At 52.5% G+C, this 20751-nt stretch carries 19 protein-coding genes; 11 read left to right on the top strand and 8 right to left on the bottom strand.

What is annotated here, in order from left to right:
- Positions 1-37: 37 nt before the first annotated feature.
- The 4 genes from larB (at position 38) to GmarT_RS00680 (ending at position 6118) form a co-directional block, all read left to right on the top strand.
- Complete coding sequence (larB, locus tag GmarT_RS00695; RefSeq protein WP_002648722.1) at positions 38-820, top strand: nickel pincer cofactor biosynthesis protein LarB; 783 nt, start codon at positions 38-40, stop codon at positions 818-820.
- 32 nt (positions 821-852) lie between these two features.
- On the top strand, positions 853-2361 hold the full coding sequence (locus tag GmarT_RS00690; protein WP_002648723.1) for a PKD domain-containing protein: 1509 nt from the start codon (positions 853-855) through the stop codon (positions 2359-2361).
- Positions 2362-2701: 340 nt separating this feature from the next.
- Positions 2702-4561, top strand: coding sequence for a glycoside hydrolase family 88 protein (locus tag GmarT_RS00685; protein WP_149302382.1), 1860 nt, complete (start codon positions 2702-2704; stop codon positions 4559-4561).
- 120 nt (positions 4562-4681) lie between these two features.
- Entirely contained in the window at positions 4682-6118 is a 1437-nt protein-coding gene (locus tag GmarT_RS00680) for a neutral/alkaline non-lysosomal ceramidase N-terminal domain-containing protein (protein WP_002648725.1), read from the top strand.
- A 14-nt stretch (positions 6119-6132) separates the two neighbouring features.
- Here the strand turns inward: GmarT_RS00680 and GmarT_RS00675 are convergent, their stop codons facing one another.
- Both GmarT_RS00675 and GmarT_RS00670 read right to left on the bottom strand, forming a co-directional pair.
- Entirely contained in the window at positions 6133-7098 is a 966-nt protein-coding gene (locus tag GmarT_RS00675) for a PDZ domain-containing protein (RefSeq protein ID WP_002648726.1), read from the bottom strand.
- Positions 7099-7210: 112 nt separating this feature from the next.
- The gene (locus GmarT_RS00670) at positions 7211-7987 is read right to left on the bottom strand and encodes a glycerophosphodiester phosphodiesterase (RefSeq protein WP_157158991.1); all 777 of its coding nucleotides are present in this window, start codon (positions 7985-7987) and stop codon (positions 7211-7213) included.
- A gap of 407 nt (positions 7988-8394) precedes the next feature.
- On the opposite strand from GmarT_RS00670, the gene thiS reads away from it, so the two are divergent.
- Together thiS and GmarT_RS00660 are read left to right on the top strand one after the other, a co-directional pair.
- Positions 8395-8595, top strand: a complete 201-nt coding sequence (gene thiS / locus GmarT_RS00665; RefSeq protein WP_044239873.1) for a sulfur carrier protein ThiS — start codon at positions 8395-8397, stop codon at positions 8593-8595.
- Between the two features lie 5 nt (positions 8596-8600).
- Positions 8601-9431 (top strand): thiazole synthase, encoded by an 831-nt coding sequence (locus tag GmarT_RS00660; RefSeq protein WP_149302381.1) that lies wholly within the window; start codon positions 8601-8603, stop codon positions 9429-9431.
- Between the two features lie 21 nt (positions 9432-9452).
- Here the strand turns inward: GmarT_RS00660 and GmarT_RS00655 are convergent, their stop codons facing one another.
- Positions 9453-10166 carry a hypothetical protein gene (locus tag GmarT_RS00655; RefSeq protein ID WP_149302380.1) on the bottom strand — a complete coding sequence of 238 codons (714 nt, stop codon included), beginning with the start codon at positions 10164-10166 and terminating at the stop codon, positions 9453-9455.
- Between the two features lie 154 nt (positions 10167-10320).
- Entirely contained in the window at positions 10321-10944 is a 624-nt protein-coding gene (locus GmarT_RS00650; RefSeq protein ID WP_002648051.1) for a ClpP family protease, read from the bottom strand.
- Positions 10945-11169: 225 nt separating this feature from the next.
- On the opposite strand from GmarT_RS00650, the gene GmarT_RS00645 reads away from it, so the two are divergent.
- The 3 genes from GmarT_RS00645 (at position 11170) to GmarT_RS00635 (ending at position 15823) form a co-directional block, all read left to right on the top strand.
- Entirely contained in the window at positions 11170-12312 is a 1143-nt protein-coding gene (locus GmarT_RS00645) for a DUF6807 domain-containing protein (protein WP_002648052.1), read from the top strand.
- Between the two features lie 355 nt (positions 12313-12667).
- A complete protein-coding gene (aspS, locus tag GmarT_RS00640) occupies positions 12668-14431 on the top strand; it encodes an aspartate--tRNA ligase (RefSeq protein WP_002648054.1) in 1764 nt (587 codons plus the stop codon).
- 45 nt (positions 14432-14476) lie between these two features.
- A complete protein-coding gene (locus GmarT_RS00635; protein WP_002648055.1) occupies positions 14477-15823 on the top strand; it encodes an outer membrane protein assembly factor BamB family protein in 1347 nt (448 codons plus the stop codon).
- Here GmarT_RS00635 and GmarT_RS00630 read toward each other — a convergent pair whose 3' ends face one another.
- Complete coding sequence (locus tag GmarT_RS00630) at positions 15824-16396, bottom strand: protoglobin family protein (RefSeq protein ID WP_002648056.1); 573 nt, start codon at positions 16394-16396, stop codon at positions 15824-15826.
- Between the two features lie 109 nt (positions 16397-16505).
- Between GmarT_RS00630 and GmarT_RS00625 the strand changes: the two genes are divergently transcribed.
- Complete coding sequence (locus GmarT_RS00625; protein WP_002648057.1) at positions 16506-16979, top strand: RrF2 family transcriptional regulator; 474 nt, start codon at positions 16506-16508, stop codon at positions 16977-16979.
- Positions 16980-16986: 7 nt separating this feature from the next.
- On the opposite strand, the gene GmarT_RS00620 is transcribed toward GmarT_RS00625, so the two are convergent.
- The 3 genes from GmarT_RS00620 to GmarT_RS00610 all read right to left on the bottom strand — a co-directional run bounded on the left by GmarT_RS00620 (position 16987) and on the right by GmarT_RS00610 (position 19535).
- Entirely contained in the window at positions 16987-18027 is a 1041-nt protein-coding gene (locus GmarT_RS00620) for a hypothetical protein (protein ID WP_149302379.1), read from the bottom strand.
- 104 nt (positions 18028-18131) lie between these two features.
- Positions 18132-18689 (bottom strand): DUF3592 domain-containing protein, encoded by a 558-nt coding sequence (locus GmarT_RS00615; protein WP_002648059.1) that lies wholly within the window; start codon positions 18687-18689, stop codon positions 18132-18134.
- A gap of 57 nt (positions 18690-18746) precedes the next feature.
- Positions 18747-19535, bottom strand: coding sequence for a TIGR00266 family protein (locus tag GmarT_RS00610; RefSeq protein WP_002648060.1), 789 nt, complete (start codon positions 19533-19535; stop codon positions 18747-18749).
- A 270-nt stretch (positions 19536-19805) separates the two neighbouring features.
- On the opposite strand from GmarT_RS00610, the gene GmarT_RS00605 reads away from it, so the two are divergent.
- A complete protein-coding gene (locus GmarT_RS00605; RefSeq protein WP_002648061.1) occupies positions 19806-20693 on the top strand; it encodes a flagellar motor switch protein FliN in 888 nt (295 codons plus the stop codon).
- Positions 20694-20751 lie beyond the last annotated feature (58 nt).

Raw genomic sequence — 20751 nt, 5'->3', positions numbered from 1 at the left:
TGCTGTTTGTTTACCGCAGTCGAATTGAGGTACTGAGATGTCCGATGACCAGCTTTCTCAACTGTTTGAGCAGGTCCGTCAGGGGGCGCTGTCCGTGGAACAGGCTGTCGAACAATACCAGGAACAGGTGCCTCAGAAAACAGGCGCGCTTGCTTCCGCCAGTATCGACCTCGATCGCAGTTCACGCTGTGGCTACCCCGAAGTTGTCTACTGCGAAGGAAAAACATCTACCTCCCTGGTGGAAATTTTCACTCTGCTGCTGGAAGCAAAACAGCGCTGCCTGGGAACGCGGATTTCAGAAGCGCAGGCGGAAGTGGTACTCAAGCAGTTTCCCCAGGCGATCTATAATCAGACAGCCCGTACGATTCGCATCCCCGAAAAAGACGCCGCCTTCGATGAAGAACTGATCTCGGGAAGAATCGCCGTCTTAACTGCAGGCACCAGTGATCGCCCTGTTGCGGAAGAAGCCATCGAAACATTGATCTGGATGGGCTACGAGCCGGACTTCATCGTTGACGTCGGGGTCGCAGGTCCACACCGCCTGCAGGAGCAACTGCCGCGGATTCAGAATGTCTCGGCCATCGTGGTCGCCGCTGGTATGGAAGGCGCACTCCCTTCTGTCGTGGGAGGCTGGGTCTCCTGCCCTGTCATCGCGGTTCCCACCAGCGTCGGTTACGGCGCCAGCCTGGGAGGCATGGCGGCGCTGCTGGGCATGCTCAACAGTTGTGCTGCGAATGTGACTGTGGTTAATATCAATGCAGGCTTCAAAGCCGGTTTTATCGCCGGCCTGATCGCCGACCAGAAACAGAAAACCTCCTGACGCGTCCCCGACTCAACCAAGAGAGCCCTGCCATGTTGAACTCCCCCCTGCATTATAAATGCTGTCTCATCCTCTTCACTGTCATTGGTGTTCACACACTGGTCACGCCTCTCCCGGCCGCGGACTCGGATACTGATCCCGAATTCGCTCCCATTGTCCGTGTCGTCGATCTGAATGTGGGCGAGTCTGCGACTGTCACCCTCAGCAATGGCGAGCAGGTTCAGGTGAAGTTACTCGATCTCAAGGAGACCCGCGATCCCATTCGACAGGCAGTGCGGAGTGCCATCGTCACCGTCGAAGTGGACGGCGAAACCATCGAACTGGAATCGGGGATGTACAATCTGCCGCAGACGATTGGTAAAGTGCAGATCGACTGTTCGATTACCGGCGGTTACAACTCCAACGGCACACCCGCCTTCTGGGGGCTCGACAAGGACGCCCGTCTGCGATTCTGGCCCAAAGATTCGCCGCTGATTAAACCGGGTTCGTTTATCTACCCGGTCGAACAACGCTGGTTTGCGACACGCACCTGGTACGACAATGAACCGGTCGACGGAGGCACGAAAATCCTGCCGAAGATTTATTACCACAGCGGTCTCGATATCGGGGGTGCCGAGAAGCTCACACGTGTCATCGCCGCCACGGATGGGATTGTGGTTTCAGCCGGCGATGAAGTTCTGGATGCGCATAAAAAAAATACGCCGGTTGCACCGCGTTATGATGTCGTTTATCTCCGGGATGCCCGGGGCTGGTATTACCGTTACAGTCACCTGCACCAAATTAATGACCGCATCAAACCTGGACGCATCATCAAACAGGGTGACGAAATCGGCATCCTGGGAAAAAAAGGAGCCAGCGGCGGCTGGTCGCATCTGCACTTTGAAATCAAAAGCCGACAACCATCTGGTAAATGGGGCACGCAAGCGGGTTACGCGTTTATCTGGGAAGCATACCGCAATCAATACCAACCGGAACTGGTCGCCAACAGTCGTCGCAAACACTTTATCAAAGCGGGTGAATCAACGGTTCTGAAGGGAACGCAATCCTATAGCGTTAACGACAGCATTCAAAGCTACGACTGGACTTTTTGCGATGGTACGACGGCAACCGGAGCGGAAATCAAACGAACCTACGACAAACCCGGCGTCTATAATGAAATTCTGAAAGTCACCGACAAAGCAGGCAACGTCGATTACGATTTCGCAGAAGTGCATGTGCTCGATCCGCAAAACATGGAAGAGTATGTGCCACGCATTCACGCTTCTTACTGGCCTTCCCTCAATAACAAAGTCGGCGAACCGATTACCTTCAAAGTCCGCTCGTTCGGCAATACGACAGGGGAAGAAATCTGGGATTTCGGCGACGGCAGCCCGACGGTCAGCGTGAAATCGGACGGCAATGTAAAACCACTGGATGAAGACGGCTACGCGATCACGAAACACACCTATCAGAAAGCGGGCAACTACCTGGTGAAAGTCGAACGCAGCCGCGAGGATGGCGTGAAAGCGGTAACACACCTGCATGTGCGCGTAGAACCGTAATTCGATATCTCCACATCGTCCCGCGGGTGGTCCCGGATAAAATCCGGGATTGCCGTAGGCAACAGGAGGTAGCAGATTTCACGATGAGTGGTGCATCGACGCACCTTATTATGTCTGATGTCGATTAGTTGGTATCTCAACTATGATTTGCACATTAGAGCTGCAACCTTCTGCTCGCTACGCTCGGCACGAATTACATTCGTGCCCACCCGTTAGAGATTGCTTTTCGTAAGGAACAGGGTTCTCTGCTGGCATTTGGTCTGCAGCAGTTTTACAATATTTGAGAACCACTGTTTTCATTCACTTTCATCCTGATCCCCCTGCCCGGATTCTGCCTGCCATGAAATTTCCTCTGCTGACTCTCTGCCTGACGATTGTTTCTCTGCTGTCTGTTCAAACGGTTTCTCTGTTTGCAGATCCCGTCAATGCAGACAAACCGGAAGCAACCGTCGATTTTAAATCAGCGGTCAAAGAAAAACTGCAGTCGCTGCAGAATCAACCTGCATTGATTCACTCCGCCATCGGTGTGACCCGCAAAGAAACACCGATCCCCTGTGTGTATTCTCAAGACGATCTGAATCTGCACACGGGAAAAACCCGCATCCTGCTCATTGGCGGGCTGGACGGATCCCGGAAATCCGTTGATGCGGTGATCGATGCGGTCGAATGGTTTTATAAGGCGGAAGTCGCAGCACCTCTGCGGGAAAAATATTCGCTGTCCGCGGTTCCCATTGCGAACCCCGATGGCTGGGTTCTGAAGCAGGGTCCCAAAAATGCTTCGGGCGGAAATCCAACACACGGCTATCCGCCGATGGGAGACGCATATCTCAGCCCGACGAAACCGGAGGCCGAATATCTGTGGCGCTGGATCGGCATGCACGCGCCGGACCTGGTGCTGGATGTCCGCGAAGGCAAGCAGTTTCAATGGGTTGTCCCCGTTGACAGTCTGCCGACCGTCCAGCGACTGGGCAAACTGCTGCCTCCACAAATCCGTCCGGTATTCGGCTGGGAACTGGTTTCGGCTCTCGCCTTCAAATCACCATCGGACGTCGGTCGTGTACCGGCTCTGGCTGTGGAACTCGATGCGACTCGCCCCCGCGCGTTTCTCCCTGAACTCCTGACCGCGATGAATCAGATCTCCTTTCAGGGACCTTCCCCGGCTCGACTGGAATTGATGCGACGTCTGCAGCGTACTCCCATTCAGGTCGCCACTCAACTGGCAAACGTATATGGGCGTGACCTGGGAGGGCTCTCATACCTGCCCGCATTGTCCCTCATCAGTCAGATCAGACTGGGCGAACTGACTGCCGACCCGAGTCGCTTACTGGCCGTGGAAAAAATCACGCAGGCCTATCTCAAGAAAAATCCGGAACCCCTCAAGAAGCGAGGGGGCGGCAGCCTGATCGCCGGGCACCTGCTGTTTTCGGAACTGGCCAAAGCGACCGGAAACCCGCAATATCTTCAACTCGCGCAACAGGCGGCGGATCTCGGCTTTGATGAGCAGGGAAACATGAAGGAGTCAATGCCGCATCATGTGGAAATGAGCGACGCCGTATTCATGTCGTGCCCCATCCTGGCAGCCGTCGGTCGACTGACGGGAGAGACGAAGTATTACGACATGGCACTAAAACACTGGCGTTTCATCCAGAGCATGGATCAGCGAGCGGACGGTATCTATCAGAATTCCCCTCTCAGCGAAGCAGCCTGGGGACGCGGTAATGGCTTCCCGGCTCTGGGGCTGGCATTAGTCCTGTCGGAGCTTCCCCTGAATTCCCCCCTGCGGGAACAGTTCATCGAAGGACATCGCAAACATCTGCAAGCGCTGAGTCAACATCAGCACCCCAACGGCATGTGGCATCAGGTGATTGATCATCCGGAAAGTTATCGCGAAATGACATCCACCTGCATGATCACATTTTCGATGATTCGTGGCGTACGCGAAGGCTGGCTGGACGCCGAGATTTATACACCAGTCATCGAGCGCGCCTGGAATGCGATCAAAACCCGCATCGCCTTTGATGGCACACTCGTCGATGTCTGTACCGGTACCGGCAAGCAGAAAAACCTGCGCGGCTACCTGGATCGGACGGCGATTCTCGGGACCGATGCCCGCGGCGGTGCGATGGCATTCCTCGTCTCCAACGAAATGGCACAGTGGCAGAACGAACGCAACAACGCCGCACAACAGAATATGGATTAAATCATTCTGGATTTGATCTGACTGGTATAAATCCGGTCTCTGTTCTGGAAATATCACTTCCCTATCGGGTATGCTGGAAACGACGCTCTTTTCATATTGGAATTCTTTGAGAGGTCCCGTATGCTGCCCCGCATCCTGCTGACACTGATCCTGCCTGCCTGTTTTCTGTTTCTGACTATGACTTCCCGCGAAGCACGGGCGGAGACCACTAGTCTGCGGGCTGGTGCCGCTGCCGTCGATATTACACCACCGCCGGGAACCTCGCTGGATGGGGTGATCTCTAAAAATGGTTCTGTCACTGGCGTACACGACCGGATCTTTTCACGGGCGCTGGTACTTGATGACGGGAACACACGGATTGCCATTTGCGTGAATGATCTGTGTATGGTGGAGCGGAGTTACTTTGATCGCGCAAAACAGATCGTCTTTGAAAAAACCGGCCTGCCCGTGGATCGCATCCTGATGACCAGCACGCATACGCACGCTGCTCCGCGTGTGCCGTATGGGCGCGCCAGTGAGAAAGATGATACCTATTACGAACAATTGATCGAACAGATGGCCGCCGCCATCATCCAGGCCGACCAGAATCTGGCCCCGGCACAAATCGCCTGGGGCTCCTTCGATGCAGGGAAATACGCCGCCTGTCGGCGGTTTCTGGCAGAAAAAGGGAGCGTCTCTTTAAACCCGTTCGGAGTCGCGGGAGAGCAGATCAAATCTGTTTCCGGTCGCAGCAAATCGATCATTCAACCCGCGGCCCCCATCGATCCACAATGCTCGCTGTTGTCGGTCCAGCATCGAGATGGATCGCCACTGGCGGTCCTGGGCAACATGAGCATTCACTATTGTGGCGGCTATCAGAAAGGGCAGATCAGTGCCGACTATTTTGGCGCCTATGCCCGACACCTCGCGAAAATATTAACGACTGAAAAATCACATCCACCGTTTGTGGGCATGCTCTCTAACGGCACGAGCGGTAACGTGGGCGCGGTCATGAAACAGGACAAAAAGAAGTATGCCGCGTTTGAATGGATTGAAGAATCGGGTCAACAGTTTGCAGAGCAGTCGCTGAAAGTGATCAATCAGCTGAATTACAAGTCAGACCTGGCAATTGATATGCTCGAACAGGAACTGGAACTGGGAATTCGCCGTCCCGATGCAGAACGCCTGAAGTGGGCACGTGAAATTCTGGAACATCCCCAACAGAAAACGGTGCATCGCTGGTCGAAGATTTATGCAACCGAAGCGGTTGAACTCAGTAAGTATCCCCCGACTGAGAAGATTAAAATTCAGGCGATTCGCATAGGGGGGCTGGGGATCGCAGGAATGCCTTGCGAAGTGTTTACGGAAACCGGTCTGGCGATCAAAGATCAGAGCCCGTTCAAAGCGACCTTCTCCATGGAACTGGCGAATGGCTCCAGCGGCTATCTGCCAACTCCTCAGCAGCATGCATTAGGCGGTTATGAAACCTGGCCGGCCCGCAGCAGTTACCTGGAAATCGATGCGGAAACGAAGATCCGCCAGACCGCCCTTAAACTGCTGAACCAGCTGCATGACTGAAAGCACTTGAGCTGTTATTTATCCAGCCAGCTGCTGAGTGTCACATTCACTGCTTTGGGTTTGCCGTTTCGAATCAGCAGGACCTCCACTTTGTCTCCGGCTTCTTTTTTACCGATGAGATCCACCAGACTTTCAAAGTTATTCACTTGATTCTCACCAAATTTCACGATCAGGTCGCCGGACTGGATACCTGCCTTCGCCGCTGCCAGTCCTTCGCTGACATCGCCGACCAGGCAGCCACCGTTTTCAATTCCACCCGCCTGGGATGAAATACCGAGCATCGCATCGCTCTCGCGCGTCTGGAAGCGGGTCGCAGGAAGTGCTTTCATCAGGTCATCCATCGCCAGGTCTGGAATGGGATGCCCTTTAATCATATACAGAGTCGTCAGGTCCCGGATGCGTTTGATAAAGCGGAGACCACGCTCGTTTTCATTGCCGGTCCAGTTTTTCCCCAGAACGATATAACGGACCTGTCCCGGTTCCCGGGAACTGGCTCCGGGCGTTTTGGCAATGTCTTCCGCGGTCCAGAAGGTGACTTTGCCGCCCATTTTTGTAATTTCACGCACCGCACGTTTTTCACGAATATCGGCATGGCGATCAATGACCTCTTCCGCCCGGATCGCAACTGACGGATTTTTGGCATTGGCCAGTTTTTCCAGCGCATCTTCTGCCCGACCGACCGATTTTTCCTTCCCCTGGATATAAATCTGCTCAATTACCAGAATCGCACGGACCGCTGCTTCCAGGCTGTCTCCTTCGGTCACTTTCAGCAGAGGATCGATGACCTGCTCGCCATATTCGGGCAGTTTCTGCGTGGCCTGCTGACGGGTCTGGAAATCATCGCTTTCGAGATCGAGAATCGAGTCAATCGCCTGCTGAGGCAGCGGCTGCGCTTCGTCTTTGGCGTTCGCTTCTGTCATGCAGAAGAGAAACGTCATACACAGCGCAAAACCTGTCAGCAAAATCAAGCGGTTTCTCATCGTGTTTGTACCTCTTAAATAAATCTGTCGTACCAGAGCGATCTAGATCTATTTTCGAACAAACCCGAGTGTAAATCAATACGAGACACCACGCAGAACACCGGAACAGAGGCTATTTCTCCGGTTTCAAAGCAGAAAGTAACAAACCCGGCCGGTCTGTGGTAATGCCGGTGACACCCATTTCCGCCAGTTTTTTTGCATCGCCCACTTTGTTGACCGTCCAGACATAGACGGGAAGACCGGCTTCCTTCGCCTGTTGGACAAATGCTTTATTGACGAAACCGTTATAGCCCAGATCCAGACCATCGAGGTTGGCTTCCTTGGCTTTCTGAATATAGTAACTCGGCTTGTGTTGCCACTTACGGGTAATTTTATTCTGCTTCACTTTGAACACCCAGATGACTTCCCGTTCCGGCATTAACTGCTTGGCCTGCTGCATCGTGTCAAAATCAAAGCCGATAATTGCAGTCTGGGCGGGTGTTTTTCCCGAGGCAGCCAGTTCCTGTTTCAGTTGAGGCAGGACTTCAGGTCCGCATTTGATTTCAATAAACAGTCGTTTTTGAGCGGGGATGGTTTCCAGAATCTGGGTCAACGTGGGAATCCGCTCTGCTTTGTACTTTGCATTTTTCCAGGCACCTACATCCAGAGTCTGTAACTCGTCAAACGTCTGGTCTTTGACTTCCTGATCGCGTCCGCCGATCCGTTTGGTGGTTTTATCATGAAAGGCAACAATCTTGCCATCTTTGGACAGGTAGATGTCAATCTCGACGGCATCGGCGTTCCGTTCCCAGGCCAGATTAACGGAAGCGAGGGTATTTTCAGGTGCATCATACGAGGCGCCACGGTGTCCAATGATTTCGACGGCGGAAAGAGTCGATGCTGCTGTCATGATCAGGAGGCCTGCGACAAAAGAAAGAAACCATGAAAATCGTCTGCAAAACATTCTATTCCATCCTCGATAAAAGCCGTCTGGTTTTCTGTGATGAGTCACTCTATTCCGTGACAATCAATCTGTCAGTTATATCGAATGATATTAAAGACTTGTAAAGAATCAATGAAATCCGACAATCGGCGACACGGGAAGTCAGCAGAAGCTTCTGTTCAGAATACAATCCGTGACCTCCGGTGGAAATAGTCCCGTCGCTTCCCGGCCATTGCTTGACGACTGGCAGTATCACATCTAAACTCGCTTTTTGCAAATGTGAGAGTGCTGCAGATGATCGGGCACGGCAGTCTGATCGGTATTCTCTGATGTTTGCAGGGTCGCTTAATGCACATTTCCAAGGAGCCTGGTTGGTGAAAATTCAGGTGAACGGTGAAACCCGCGAGGTTCCGGCTGAATTCACAGTCGCCGATCTGCTGGTGGAGCTGGCACTACAGCCAAAATATCTGGCCGTAGAACGAAATTTAATTTTAATTCCACGCGAAGAACATGCTGCCTGCACACTGCAGGAAGGGGATCGCCTGGAAATTGTAACGCTGGTAGGTGGTGGGTAATTAATATGGCAACAATCGGCAGCACAGAATCGTCCCTCATTCTGGGAACGCATCATCTGAATTCCCGTCTGATCGTAGGTACGGGTAAATACTCGACCTACGAACTGATGCAGGAAAGCCTCGAAGTCAGTGGCGCCGATGTAATTACCGTGGCGGTCCGCCGCGAACGTCTGATTGATTCGGATGGACGCAATATTCTCGACTTCATCGATCTGGATAAATACACGATCCTCCCCAATACCGCCGGCTGTTTCTCTGCAGAAGATGCCGTCCGCGTCGCACGCATGGGCCGCGAAATTCTAAGAGGACTGGAAAATCCGGGGGCAGACTGGGTCAAGATCGAAGTGCTCGGCGATACCAGAACCCTGCTCCCCGATCCGGTCGCGACACTCGAAGCCACAAAGCAACTGGTAGATGAAGGCTTTTCCGTTCTCTGTTACTCAACCGACGATCCCATTACCGCGAAGCGGCTCAAAGAAGCCGGTGCCACATCCGTGATGCCCGCGGGCAGCCCGATCGGCAGTGGTCAGGGAATCCTGAACCCGAACAACATTCGCATCTGTCTGGAATATCTGAAAGAAGACGATCCGGATTACCCGGTGATCGTCGATGCCGGCGTCGGAACTGCCAGTGATGTCACTATCGCGATGGAACTGGGCTGCGATGGCGTGCTGCTCAACACGGGCATCGCCGGTGCAAAGGACCCGGTACGGATGGCACGGGCAATGAAGCACGGCATTGAAGCGGGACGCGACGCGTATCTCGCCGGCCGCATCCCGAAGAAACTGTATGCCACCGCTTCCAGTCCGGAAACCGGCGTGATCGCCCCCAAGTGACAGTCAATCGCTTTTCAACTGTTATTCAGACTTTTCCTGTTTCTGCTTTGCTGCCGGCGGAGTCTTTGCAGAATCTGGCTGCGTCTTCCAGGCAGGCTGACGGTTCGCGATAATGATCACGCTGAGTTGATTTAATCCGGTGATGCCTCCGACTTCGCCTTGAACCGAGCTCACTTTCCACGTTGCCGTCGCATCGCGAACACCGTCATCGGCTAATGCTTTATTCAGTTTCGCGAGCGCTGCTTTAAGGGCTTCGTCATATGATCCGCTGTTGGATATCCCTTTAAATCTACGCACGCGCGGGCGGGCTTTCTGCTGTAAGTCTTTGAAGAGCTTCTCTTTCACTCCCTCCTCCACGCCATGCACACGAATCCCCTTGACCCAGGACGGCATCCCTAACCAGCGGTCTCTGGCTTTGACTTCAGAAATGACGGCAATAGCGGGCTGCGTGGGTGGCAGCGCTTTCAGATAATAGTCCTGAATGCCATCTTCGGGCGGTTTGCTGTAGCTCACGCGTGTCAGTGTCACATCGGTAAACCCGCCACTGGGAACTTCTCCGCTCACCGCAACAAACAACTGAGGGGGATTCGTTGCCAGGACCTGGATAGCCACCTGCTTAATCTTTTTGACGGTCTCTGGTTCCACCGGTGGATCAGCAGCATATATGGAATTGAGACAGCAGTTTGTCAGAATCAAAATCAGTAAAGCACAGATGCTCTGTTTGAACTCATTCATGGGACACCCTTAGATAGTGTTAAGACACATGATTTCTATGTCAGGTACCAGCGCATGCTGCCTGACTGTATTCAAGACGCATTTGAAGCCGCATTCAGTTCCGGGAAATCGACATTGAGCCGTAATGCCAGGCCGACAGTCCCTGATAAGCTCTCTATCTTGCCTCAATCATCTGCCACTGATCTTCGTCCGCGAAGGGATCGATCAGGTGCGCCAGGCCGGCGTCAACCAGTTCCTGACCCGAGACGAATTTGCCGGGCCGCGTCCATTGATCCAGCAGACTTTGTTCACAACCGAAAAGCTGCGCCTGCAACCGGTCGAAATCCGATTCCATAATTTTGAAATGCCGCGCCCATTCTGCTGCTTCTTCAAAGCGAACATCGTCTTCACTCTGCCAGCGGATCGGGTGAAACAGTAACGTCGTATAAGTGGTCACAAAGCGATGTCTGCAGGCCGCAAAAGGCAGAATCGCAGCGGACGAGCATTCCCCCAGAGCCACGCCAGCGACATTTAATTTGCGCAAGCGAATCAGGCTGGCAAGCGTCAGGCCGGCATAGACGGAACCCCCAGGGGAATCGAAAAAAATAGTACCTCGACTGCCGCGCGGCAATTCAACAACCCGCGAGACCAGATCAGATTCTTTATCACCCAGATCACCGGAAAGAGCGATTTCCCACGCCGGTTCTCGATCCCGTGATCCCGGATTCCGCAAACCAGACGATTTCCCGGGATATGATTTCAAAGGGGACAGGGTTCGCGGCCGTCGTTTCGTATTCATTGTATTCAGATATGTCTTCAGATAAGTGAAAGGCGTTGTATTTTTCTCAAGCTACTTAGGATAACAGATCAAAAGGCCATTTCGCAAACTGAGTTCCGGTTCAGTTCCAGAAAAAATCTCTGAAATTGCCTGTGCGACTTGGCGCAGCAATGCTGTTCAGCACACAATAACTGACAGTAAGTTACTAACCCGTTATGGACAATTGCCTTTTGAGGAATTTTCGCTGTGAAAATCTTATTAAGTATACTCTGCCTGTTTGTTGGCTTCAGCTCCGTTGCCGATGCGAAAGATGCGCCCGTTCAAATCACCAAAAACGGTACGAAAGTGAATGTGACCATCGCAGGAAAACCATTCGCCACTTATCACACAGGCAGCGATCTGCCTAAGCCGTTTTTCTCTCCCGTTCGTGCCGCGGATGGTACAATCATCACGCGCTCCCTGGTCGATCCTGAAGATCACCCGCACCACAAAGGAATCTGGGTGGCCGTCGATGAAGTCAACGAAGTCGACTTCTGGGCAGAAAAAGGTAAGATCAAAAACAGCGAAGTCAAAGTCATCAAAGCTGCCGGCAATCCCGCTGTTATGCAGGTGACCAATCAGTGGCTGGGTGAAGACGGAAAACCAATCGTCACCGAAACGACTGTGATTTCAATCTATGCCAACAGACTTCTGACTTATGACATCACTTTCAAAGCAGGTGACAAACCGGTCGTCTTCGAAGACACCAAAGAAGGTCTGTTTGGAATCCGTCTGCCGAATGGCATGCGGGAAAAAGAAGAGGGCAGCGTCGAGAATAACACTGGAATTAAAGGCACAAAAGACAACTGGGGCAAACCAACCGAATGGATCGACTACTACGGCCCGCTTCACGGCAAACTGTATGGTGTGACCCTGATGGACTCTCCTCAGAACTTCAAAAAGTCACGTTACCATGTTCGTAATTACGGCCTGTTTACGATCAGCCCATTTGGCGATCACTCTTATACGAACAAGAAATCACCAGCCGACCCCAAACACCTGAAAGCGGGTGGCACATTCAATCTCAAGTACGGCCTGTATATTCATGAAGGCAATACTCAGCAGGGTAAAGTCGCTGCCGCCTATCAGCAGTTTCTGAAAGTGACCGGCTCCAAACCTGCTGATAAAAAACAGACCGCCAAACCACAGCCCAAAGCGAAAAAAGTTTCAGCGGCTCCGAAAAAACCAGCGACTCCTGCCAAGAAAGTCGCTGCCGCTCCTTATGAAGAAAAGAGCGCCCCGGTAAAGCCCATTCCCGAAACAGAACCGGTTTCCAATCCTGACTGCAACTGCTGCCCGGCTCCCGTGCAGCGACGCCGAGGCCTGTTTCGACTGCGACGAAACCGCTAAGAGTGTACTTTAGGTCACGTCACAGCCAGCCAGATCCGTCTGTGGTCTGAATAATCGGAGATTCCGTTAAAAGATCACAGTCTGTATCTGGCTAAGCGCGTGCTGTTCATTGCGGGCAGTAGCCTGCTTGAATAAGATCAGCTTCATTGTTTTTGCCTTAAGGAGCATTCAGGCGAACCCCGGCTCCTTGACGCAGATCATACCCTGCAGGATACGTCAGGATCGATGAGCAATCGGCGGCTCTCGATCCGGTCTGTTGAGTCTGACTCAGGCAGACCGAATCTACTCCTGACCGCGCGGGATCCACACAAACGTTATTTCGGTACTGCAGCTTTCTTACCAAGGACATACTAAGGTGTTACGAACACATACCTGTGGCGAATTAAGAACAGATCATGTCGGGCAGACGGTCACACTGGCGGGCTGGGTGATCCGCGGTCGCGACCATGGCGGCCTGGCTTTTATCGACCTGCGCGATCGCTACGGAGTGACTCAGATCGTATTCAACCCCGATCGTGACGCCGCCATGCATGAACTGGCCCGCTCTCTACGCGCGGAAGACGTCATTCAGGTGTCCGGCGAAGTGGTGCTGCGGGATGATCGGGAAAACGAAAAACTGGCGACCGGAAAAATTGAAATCCGTGCCCACGAGCTGAAAGTGCTCAACAAAAGCAAGACGCCTCCCTTTGAACCGGGCACGAGCGAGCTGCCCAACGAAGAACTGCGTTTGACCTATCGCTTCCTCGATCTGCGGAGCGAACGTCTGCAGGAAGCGTTAAAGGTCCGCCATCGCCTGACTAAACTGACGCGCGACTATTTTGATGAGCATCAGTTCCTGGAAATCGAAACACCCATCCTGGGTCGCAGCACACCGGAAGGGGCCCGCGATTACCTGGTTCCCAGCCGCGTCCATGAAGGCAGCTTTTATGCATTGCCTCAATCGCCACAGATTTACAAACAGATTCTGATGATTGGCGGCTATGACCGCTACATGCAGATTGCCCGCTGTTTCCGCGATGAAGACCTGCGTGCCGACCGTCAGCCGGAATTCACACAAATCGATCTCGAGATGGCGTTTGTCGAACAGGAAGACATCCTGACATTAATCGACGGCCTGATCGCCCGCATTCTGAAAGAGCTGCGGAGCATCGAAATCACCGAGCCACTCCCCCGATATGACTATCATGATGTGATGGAAAAATATGGTTCCGACAAACCGGACCTGCGGTTTGGCCTGGAACTGATTGATGTGGGTGAGATTGCTGCCAGCTGTGACTTTGCCGTCTTCAAGAAAACCATGGAGACCGGCGGCCGCGTCAGAGGTTTGAACGCCAAAGCCGCCGCCGACCGCTATAGCCGCAAAGACATCGACGGCCTGACCGAATTCGTCGGCGAGTATGGTGCCAAAGGGCTGGCCTTCTTCAAGGTCACTGATGAAGGACTGCATTCCCCCATCGCGAAGTTCTTCTCCGATGAAGACAAGCAGAAGATCATGGAAGCCATGAATGCGGAAGTGGGCGACCTGCTGTTCTTCGTTGCCGACCAGTGCGCCGTCACTTCAGCGGCTCTGGCTGCTTTACGAAACCGGCTGGGCAAAGAACTGGAACTGTATGGTCCGGATGATTTCGAGTGCTGCTGGGTCGTCAATTTCCCGCTGCTCTCTTACAACGAAGAAGAAAAACGCTGGGACGCCGAGCATCATCCCTTCTGCCAGCCTGTCGAAGAAGACGTACAGTACTTTGAAAGTGACCCGGCCAAAGTGCGGGCACAATCGTATGACCTGGTAATGAACGGTTATGAATTAGCCAGCGGCAGTGTCCGTGTGCACGATCAGAAAGTCCAGCAGACCATCTTTGACCTGCTGGGAATCTCGGCGGAAGAAGCAGAGGAGCGGTTTGGCTTCCTGCTGCAGGCACTGCGTTACGGGGCGCCTCCACACGCCGGCGCTGCTCTGGGCCTGGACCGCCTGGTGATGCTGCTCTGCGGAAACGATAATATCCGTGACGTCATCGCGTTCCCCAAAACTCAAAAAGCAGCCGACCTGCTGAGTGGTGCTCCCTCAGAAGTCGATCCCCACCAGCTCCGCGATCTCCGGATCAAAGTTGACATTCCCAAGTAAGGGATCAGCGGGCATAATAGGGTGACACCCTTTTAGGAGAACGGAATGAAATTTGTCGCCCCGTTTCTGTGTTCGCTGGCCTGCCTCACCCTGATGGCCTGCAGTGAAGCGGCACCGGAAACCGTCGCAGCCGGTGAATCGACTGAGCCAACAGAGTCGCTACCGCCCGTCATCGCAGAAGTTTCATTTAAAGAGGCCCGAACAAAATCGGCACCGGTCCCGCAGACCGGTTTCTGGCCGCACTGGTTGGGGCCGAACTTTGATGGCATATCGAGAGAAACCGGCTGGCGCGCTGACTGGGCCGACAAACCACCTGAAGTCAGCTGGCGCAGAAATGTGGGAACCGGTTACAGTTCGATCTCTGCTGCCAACGGCCGCCTGTATACGATGGGACACAAAGAGGGCAACGAAAGTGTGTATTGCCTGGATGCTAAGACAGGCGATGTCATCTGGGAACAAAGCTATCCCGCGGAACTGGTCAATCATCTGAACGCTGGTGGCCCCGGAGCCACGCCGACCATTGATGGTAATTTCCTTTATACGAACAGCCGAGATGGTCGGTTAATCTGCTTCGAACTCAAAACAGGCAAGATCATCTGGGAAAAGAAACTGACCGATGCCTACGACATGGAAGTCCCCGAGTGGGGCTTTACCTGTTCGCCGCTGATCCAGGGTGAAAAACTACTGATCGAAGCCGGGCGACTGGTCGCGCTGGATAAACGCACGGGGAAAGAGATCTGGAAATCCACGCCTCACATGCCGGGTTATGGAACACCGGCTCCCTTCGAAGTGGAGGGAACAAAATATCTGGCCCTGCTGAATAACGACTGCCTCACAATTACCCGCGCCTCTGATGGTGTCGAAGTCACCACCTTCAACTGGCCTTCCCCCTTTGATACGAATTCCACCACACCCATCATCGACGGCAAAACGATTTTTATCTCGTCGGGTTACCATAAGGGTTGTGCGCTGCTCGAATTTGAAAATGGGAAACTCACGGCCCGCTACACAAATAAAGACATGAAGAATCACTTCAACAACAGTGTGCTGTTTCAGAAACACTTTTATGGCATGGACGGGAATTCCAACCTGGGTCGCATCGTTCGTCTGAACTGCCTCGATCAGCAGACGGGCAAAGTGAAATGGCGCGAAGCTGGATTTGGCTGCGGCTCTATTTTGATTTCAGATGGCAAACTGATCATCCTTTCCGATGAAGGAACCCTCGTCACTGCCAAAGCGTCCCCTGAATCCTATCAGGAAATTTCCCGATTCAAGGTGCTCGATCATCAATGCTGGACGGTTCCTCTACTCTGTGGCGGACAAATTTACTGTCGTGACTCAGCAGGGAATATTGCCTGTGTGGATGTCCGGCAACCGGCGCTGGATCAATAATCATACACAATAATGGCGGTTGATCAGATCGTTCTGAACCCAGAGCAGTTTGTTGAATGCCAGTAAGGTTTTGACTTCTGTTGCGCGCTCCAGGTTCAGCCCAAGGATCGCGTTGATCAACGCGGTTGAAACAAATCCCATCAGGGCATTCATCTGTACGAGAGGCACGTCCAGAGCCGGACTACCTGCTTTGGGAGTATGAATTTTTCCCACCAGATCCAGGTACTGCACCATTTTTTCGTCATACGGACGAGTGACCAGCGCTTCCAGATAACGGCCCAGGTGCTGCTTGCGAAACTGAATCATTTCGTGATCCAGCGTCAGGGTTTCAAGGCTCTCAGGAGTTTGTCCCTCGTAACCATACTGGCGTGGCACAAAATGTCGTTTTGTGCAATCATATCGGAACAATTGATCATAGACTGCATCCACCAGCGAGGGAACCAGTGGTGCTACCGCCTCTGCGGCTGCGTGAATTGCGTGAACATCGTTTTCCGTAATTCCAATAAATTCCACCAGATACTGAAAGCGATAGCCTAAATCTGATTCCAGTTTTTCTTCATCAATCTGCTTCATTTTTGATTTCTCCCAGACTGGAGCGACTATAATAATTTGAGATTGAATTGAAGAATAACAAACGCCATAATAGACATCAATGTCCAATTATCGTTTAAAGGACCTTCCTATGTTTTCCCAGACTGTTGAATATGCACTCCGAGCGATTGTCCACCTCGCGGATCAGGCTCCCAATCCTTGTACTACTGAACAAATTGCAAAAGCCACCAAGGTACCCCAGGCCTATCTTTCAAAAGTGCTCCAGAGTCTGCGTCAGTCAAGCGTCGTGCATTCACAGCGGGGAATCGGCGGTGGTATCTCTCTGGTCAAAACTCCCGAGGAATTGAGTCTGCTGGAAGTCGTCAATGCCGTCGATCCAATCTGCCGCATTAAGACTTGCCCGCTGGGTTTAAAAGGGCATGGTGCCAATTTATGTCCGCTGCACCGTAAACTCGACGATGCCATGCGTGAAACAGAAACCGCTTTTGCAGAAACAACACTGGCTCAAATCCTGCTGTCTTCTACCAGCAGCTACCCCCTGTGCAATGAACCTCACGAGCGGTTGACCCAAGTAGGTAGCCCAACAATCGCTCCTTCAAACTGATCTTGAGCTACTCACCAGCCTGATTGAATTGCATTTGTTTGACGCTGTTGTCAGTCTGCATTACCTGTCCGTCAGGCCGGGCCGCCTGTTCAAAGTGAGCCTGTTGTATCTGCTGTGAATTCTCATCCATCTGGTTTGGCTTCGGTTCAGTTTGAGTCGCTGAGACCTGCTGCAATTCAGACCGGGCATGCCGCGCGAGCTGTTCCTGTTTCACTTCGCGTGCTTTCCAGCGCCCCGCCAGATGACCGGGGATCACAGTACCCGCTTTCACTGCCAGATCTCCATAAGGCAGGAAGGGAGTTGCCGCCCCTGCGATATAAGTCGCGTAAGCCGGATAGAGCACCTGGTACGCTTCTTCTTCCAGCTCATAGTCTTCTTCCGCGCGCAGATAACCTAATGCATCATTGGTGGCAATCGCTTCCGGCCAGAGTGAAATGATGGGCAGTGCGCCCGCAACCGCATACGTGCCTTTATATTTCCGGGTTCCAAAATCTTTCGCGTGTCCCCCTTCATGCAACGCGACCGCGGGATGATCGGAATAGAGGCTGATCGTATTGGTAAACGGATTGTAGTTGTCGCCTCCAATAATCCGTCCGGGCAGCAGCGTATAGGAGAGAGCCGTCAAAGTGCCCGCGGTATAGCGCCAGCCCCACCCAACAGCTTTATTCTTTCGCAGTCGCTTCCATTCTCCCACCGGATCGTATTCATTAATGCGGACCTTCACCTGCTCCAGCCCGTTCTTTTCCAGGTAGGCAGCAATCGTCGCTTCGGTTTCCGGAGAAATTTTATGATTATCGATCCGTCGGTCCCACAACAGAACTTTCCCGGGAATCCCGACAACCCAGCCAATGCCATCAATGACAGGTCTGCGTTTGCCTCTCGCGATCTGGGGCTCTCCTTCTGCGAGTAAAGGCTCGGGGGATTGGATCAGAGCGGGCTGGTAGACATAGGGAGTTGTAGCACAGCCTGTCATCGTGGAACAAAGCAGGCAGAAGCCGAGCAGCAGCCACATGGTTTTTTGCGCATATTTTCGCTGTAGAAAAGACATCAGAAAACAGCCTGGAAATGGAGTTTGTGAGAGAGGTGGGTGCTCTGTATCAGGAGGTTCTTTTTGAGGCAAGCCCGTTTTCTGAATCGCGCGAATTCAGGCGTTCATTCGGCAAAGTTTGCCGTTTCAATCGGGCCACTTTTCATAAACAGGCGAAAAAACGAGCTGAACAGCGGAATTCCCGCCATCAGGATCCCCACCCCCAGAAAAAACCAGCCAAACAGATAATAGAACCAGGTGGTTTTAAAGACGCCCGGCTCCAGCACCGCTGCTTCCGGATGCAGGGGATCATAGTACACGTTCACGCTCTGTTTGACCGGATACTTTTTGACGGTATTCTGAGCCAGCGATCGGTCGGACGTGGAAATATCACTGCCAAACCAGACCGTTTGCGCTTCAAAATTTTTGCCTTCGATCTGGTAGTGATACACGACATGTGCAGAGTAAGTAGACGAATTCGAATTACTGCTGCGATGTGATTTCACTTCCGATTTGAGGACTTCGCCTGTTGTCACAGGCCAGCTGGTACTGGCGCGGGCCTGTTCGAGGAGTGGGAGACCTTTCTGATAAGCCATCACATAGCCGACCATCAGAAAAATAAACCCCAGAAAGATAATAAACTTACGTCCGACTCTCTGCATGCGGTCTCGATTTGCAAGCATTTCCAGACTCCTCTCTCTGAAGTTCGTATCTGACTTTGATTCCTGCTGATTTGAAGTTCAACGGTCGCCAAACATGTCACCCAGGCCGCCCAGTACAGAGCCTTCCCCCACCGAAGATCCTCCGGCCGCAGGCGCGTGTGCCAGTACGCGATCGGCCAGCCGGGAGAATGGCAGGCTCTGCAGAAGTACGGTCCCATGTCCACGAAGCGTCGCGAGAAACAGACCTTCTCCTCCCAGAACCATCGACTTTAAATTACCGGCTTTTTCAATGCTGTAGTCGATGTCGCCAGTAAACGCGACAATACAGCCTGTATCCACGCGGAGCGTTTCACCGTTGAGTTTCTTTTTGATGACGGTCCCGCCCGCATGCACAAACGCCATTCCATCGCCCCGCAGTTGCTGCAGAATAAAACCTTCCCCGCCAAAGAACCCGGAACCCAGACGTTTATTAAAGGCCATCGTGACTTCCGTGCCTAAAGCGGCACACAGAAACGAATCTTTCTGGCAGGTAATCGCACCCCCTACTTTATCCATGTCAATGGCGATGATTTTTCCCGGGTAAGGGGCAGCAAATGCCACGCGCTGCTCGCGCGATCCCTCGTTTGTAAAGTGTGTCATAAACAGTGACTCACCTGACAGCATGCGTTTCCCCGCTTTGAATATTTTCCCGAAAAAGCCTTCATTGAGTTGAGATCCATCACCCATTCGTGCTTCAAATCGGATCCCCTCCTCCATGTAATTCATTGAGCCGGCTTCGGCAACCACCGATTCTCCCGGATCCAGAATGATCTCCACGATCTGCAGATCCGAACCGAATATTTCATAGTCCACTTCATGACAACGCATAGGATTTCCTCTTACCTACAGGCACTCAGATAATGTGATCGTCCGTCTTAGAATCAGAACGGTACAACCGGGGGTATGGTTTAAAATAAAGCAGGGAGAGACCTCAAATAATGTCAATCTTTTCCGAATACGCGAAGATTGCCGATTTTGAGTGAAGAACTAAATTTCAACTGGTCGATTGTATGAGTTAAGGATTCTGCATTTCAGACCACGATTACAGTCTCCGGAATAATGGACAAAACATCATTTTAAGGATCTAATTCACAAGAAATGTCGGGCTTCAGCCAGGAAAATGTAGAGACCATCTTCACCCAGACGGGTGAGAGTCTGTCTGCACTTGCTGATTCTTTCAACCAGTGTTTCGATTATCAATATCGGCTGGAAATGGGAGAGTCTGGTGTCTGGTCGCCTGAAGAACTGGAGGAAGCTTTCCAGGGTCCCGGTCTGGTTACCCTGGTTCGAATTGGTGGCGAGGCAATGGTCGGGCTGATCCCCGCGAGTCTGCCTTTACCAGACTGGTATTCCGAACCAGGTGACTCGCAGACATCACGTCTGCAGACACTGGCACTGGAATGGTCAATGAACCTGATCCCGATGGATCTGGGTGATGTTGACGAATTTAAAACGTATTTTGTAGACAGTTTATTAAGCGAAGTAACCGCATGTGCTCCCAGTGAATGGGCAGCATTGATGCGTATCCATTTATTTTCCTCAGAAGAAGAGAGCGACGGCCAGAGCCCGAGTGCTGTGATCCCTGTAATTTGGCCACTGACGAAACCGCCAGTTACAGAATCCGTTGAACCGGAAGCCGATCCAGCACCGCAGCCGTCCCCTTCCTCTACTCCTCAAGCGACGCCACAGATGGTACAGGCAACTCCTGCCAACTCGAACCGGAATCCCCTTAATCGGATCAGTAAATTGCCGGTGCAGGCAATCGTGAAACTGGCATCCAAAAAGATTGAGATGAACCAGTTACTTTCCATCTGCCCCGGTTCCCTGATCACCTTTGACAAGCCCTGTGAAGATCCCCTGGAATTGTATATCAACAATCAGGTTTACTGCCTGGGAGAGGCTGTCAAAATTGGTGAACATTTTGGTTTGAAGATAGATCGCGTCGGTTTCAAAGAAGAATACGAATCCAAGATCATCGAGTTTTAAAGTTGAGCGAAACGACTCCCATGATCCTCTGATTCATCTGGCAGTGGCACCAGATCAT

It is taken from the genome of Gimesia maris, from assembly GCF_008298035.1.
In the GTDB taxonomy this organism is placed as follows: Bacteria; Planctomycetota; Planctomycetia; order Planctomycetales; family Planctomycetaceae; genus Gimesia; species Gimesia maris.
The sequence above is the reverse complement of the archived record's forward strand: the minus strand, read 5'-3'. Positions and strand labels throughout refer to the sequence as shown.

Coding starts and splice junctions, on each gene's coding strand:
- GmarT_RS00655 (WP_149302380.1), bottom strand. CDS start 10,166: ATGAATGAGTTCAAACAGAGCATCTGTGCTTTACTGATTTTGATTCTG.
- GmarT_RS00660 (WP_149302381.1), top strand. CDS start 8,601: ATGGCAACAATCGGCAGCACAGAATCGTCCCTCATTCTGGGAACGCAT.
- GmarT_RS00605 (WP_002648061.1), top strand. CDS start 19,806: ATGTCGGGCTTCAGCCAGGAAAATGTAGAGACCATCTTCACCCAGACG.
- GmarT_RS00685 (WP_149302382.1), top strand. CDS start 2,702: ATGAAATTTCCTCTGCTGACTCTCTGCCTGACGATTGTTTCTCTGCTG.
- GmarT_RS00680 (WP_002648725.1), top strand. CDS start 4,682: ATGCTGCCCCGCATCCTGCTGACACTGATCCTGCCTGCCTGTTTTCTG.
- GmarT_RS00690 (WP_002648723.1), top strand. CDS start 853: ATGTTGAACTCCCCCCTGCATTATAAATGCTGTCTCATCCTCTTCACT.
- GmarT_RS00650 (WP_002648051.1), bottom strand. CDS start 10,944: ATGAATACGAAACGACGGCCGCGAACCCTGTCCCCTTTGAAATCATAT.
- GmarT_RS00675 (WP_002648726.1), bottom strand. CDS start 7,098: ATGAGAAACCGCTTGATTTTGCTGACAGGTTTTGCGCTGTGTATGACG.
- GmarT_RS00615 (WP_002648059.1), bottom strand. CDS start 18,689: ATGCTTGCAAATCGAGACCGCATGCAGAGAGTCGGACGTAAGTTTATT.
- GmarT_RS00630 (WP_002648056.1), bottom strand. CDS start 16,396: ATGAAGCAGATTGATGAAGAAAAACTGGAATCAGATTTAGGCTATCGC.
- GmarT_RS00625 (WP_002648057.1), top strand. CDS start 16,506: ATGTTTTCCCAGACTGTTGAATATGCACTCCGAGCGATTGTCCACCTC.
- GmarT_RS00620 (WP_149302379.1), bottom strand. CDS start 18,027: ATGTCTTTTCTACAGCGAAAATATGCGCAAAAAACCATGTGGCTGCTG.
- GmarT_RS00670 (WP_157158991.1), bottom strand. CDS start 7,987: ATGACAGCAGCATCGACTCTTTCCGCCGTCGAAATCATTGGACACCGT.
- larB (WP_002648722.1), top strand. CDS start 38: ATGTCCGATGACCAGCTTTCTCAACTGTTTGAGCAGGTCCGTCAGGGG.
- GmarT_RS00610 (WP_002648060.1), bottom strand. CDS start 19,535: ATGCGTTGTCATGAAGTGGACTATGAAATATTCGGTTCGGATCTGCAG.
- GmarT_RS00635 (WP_002648055.1), top strand. CDS start 14,477: ATGAAATTTGTCGCCCCGTTTCTGTGTTCGCTGGCCTGCCTCACCCTG.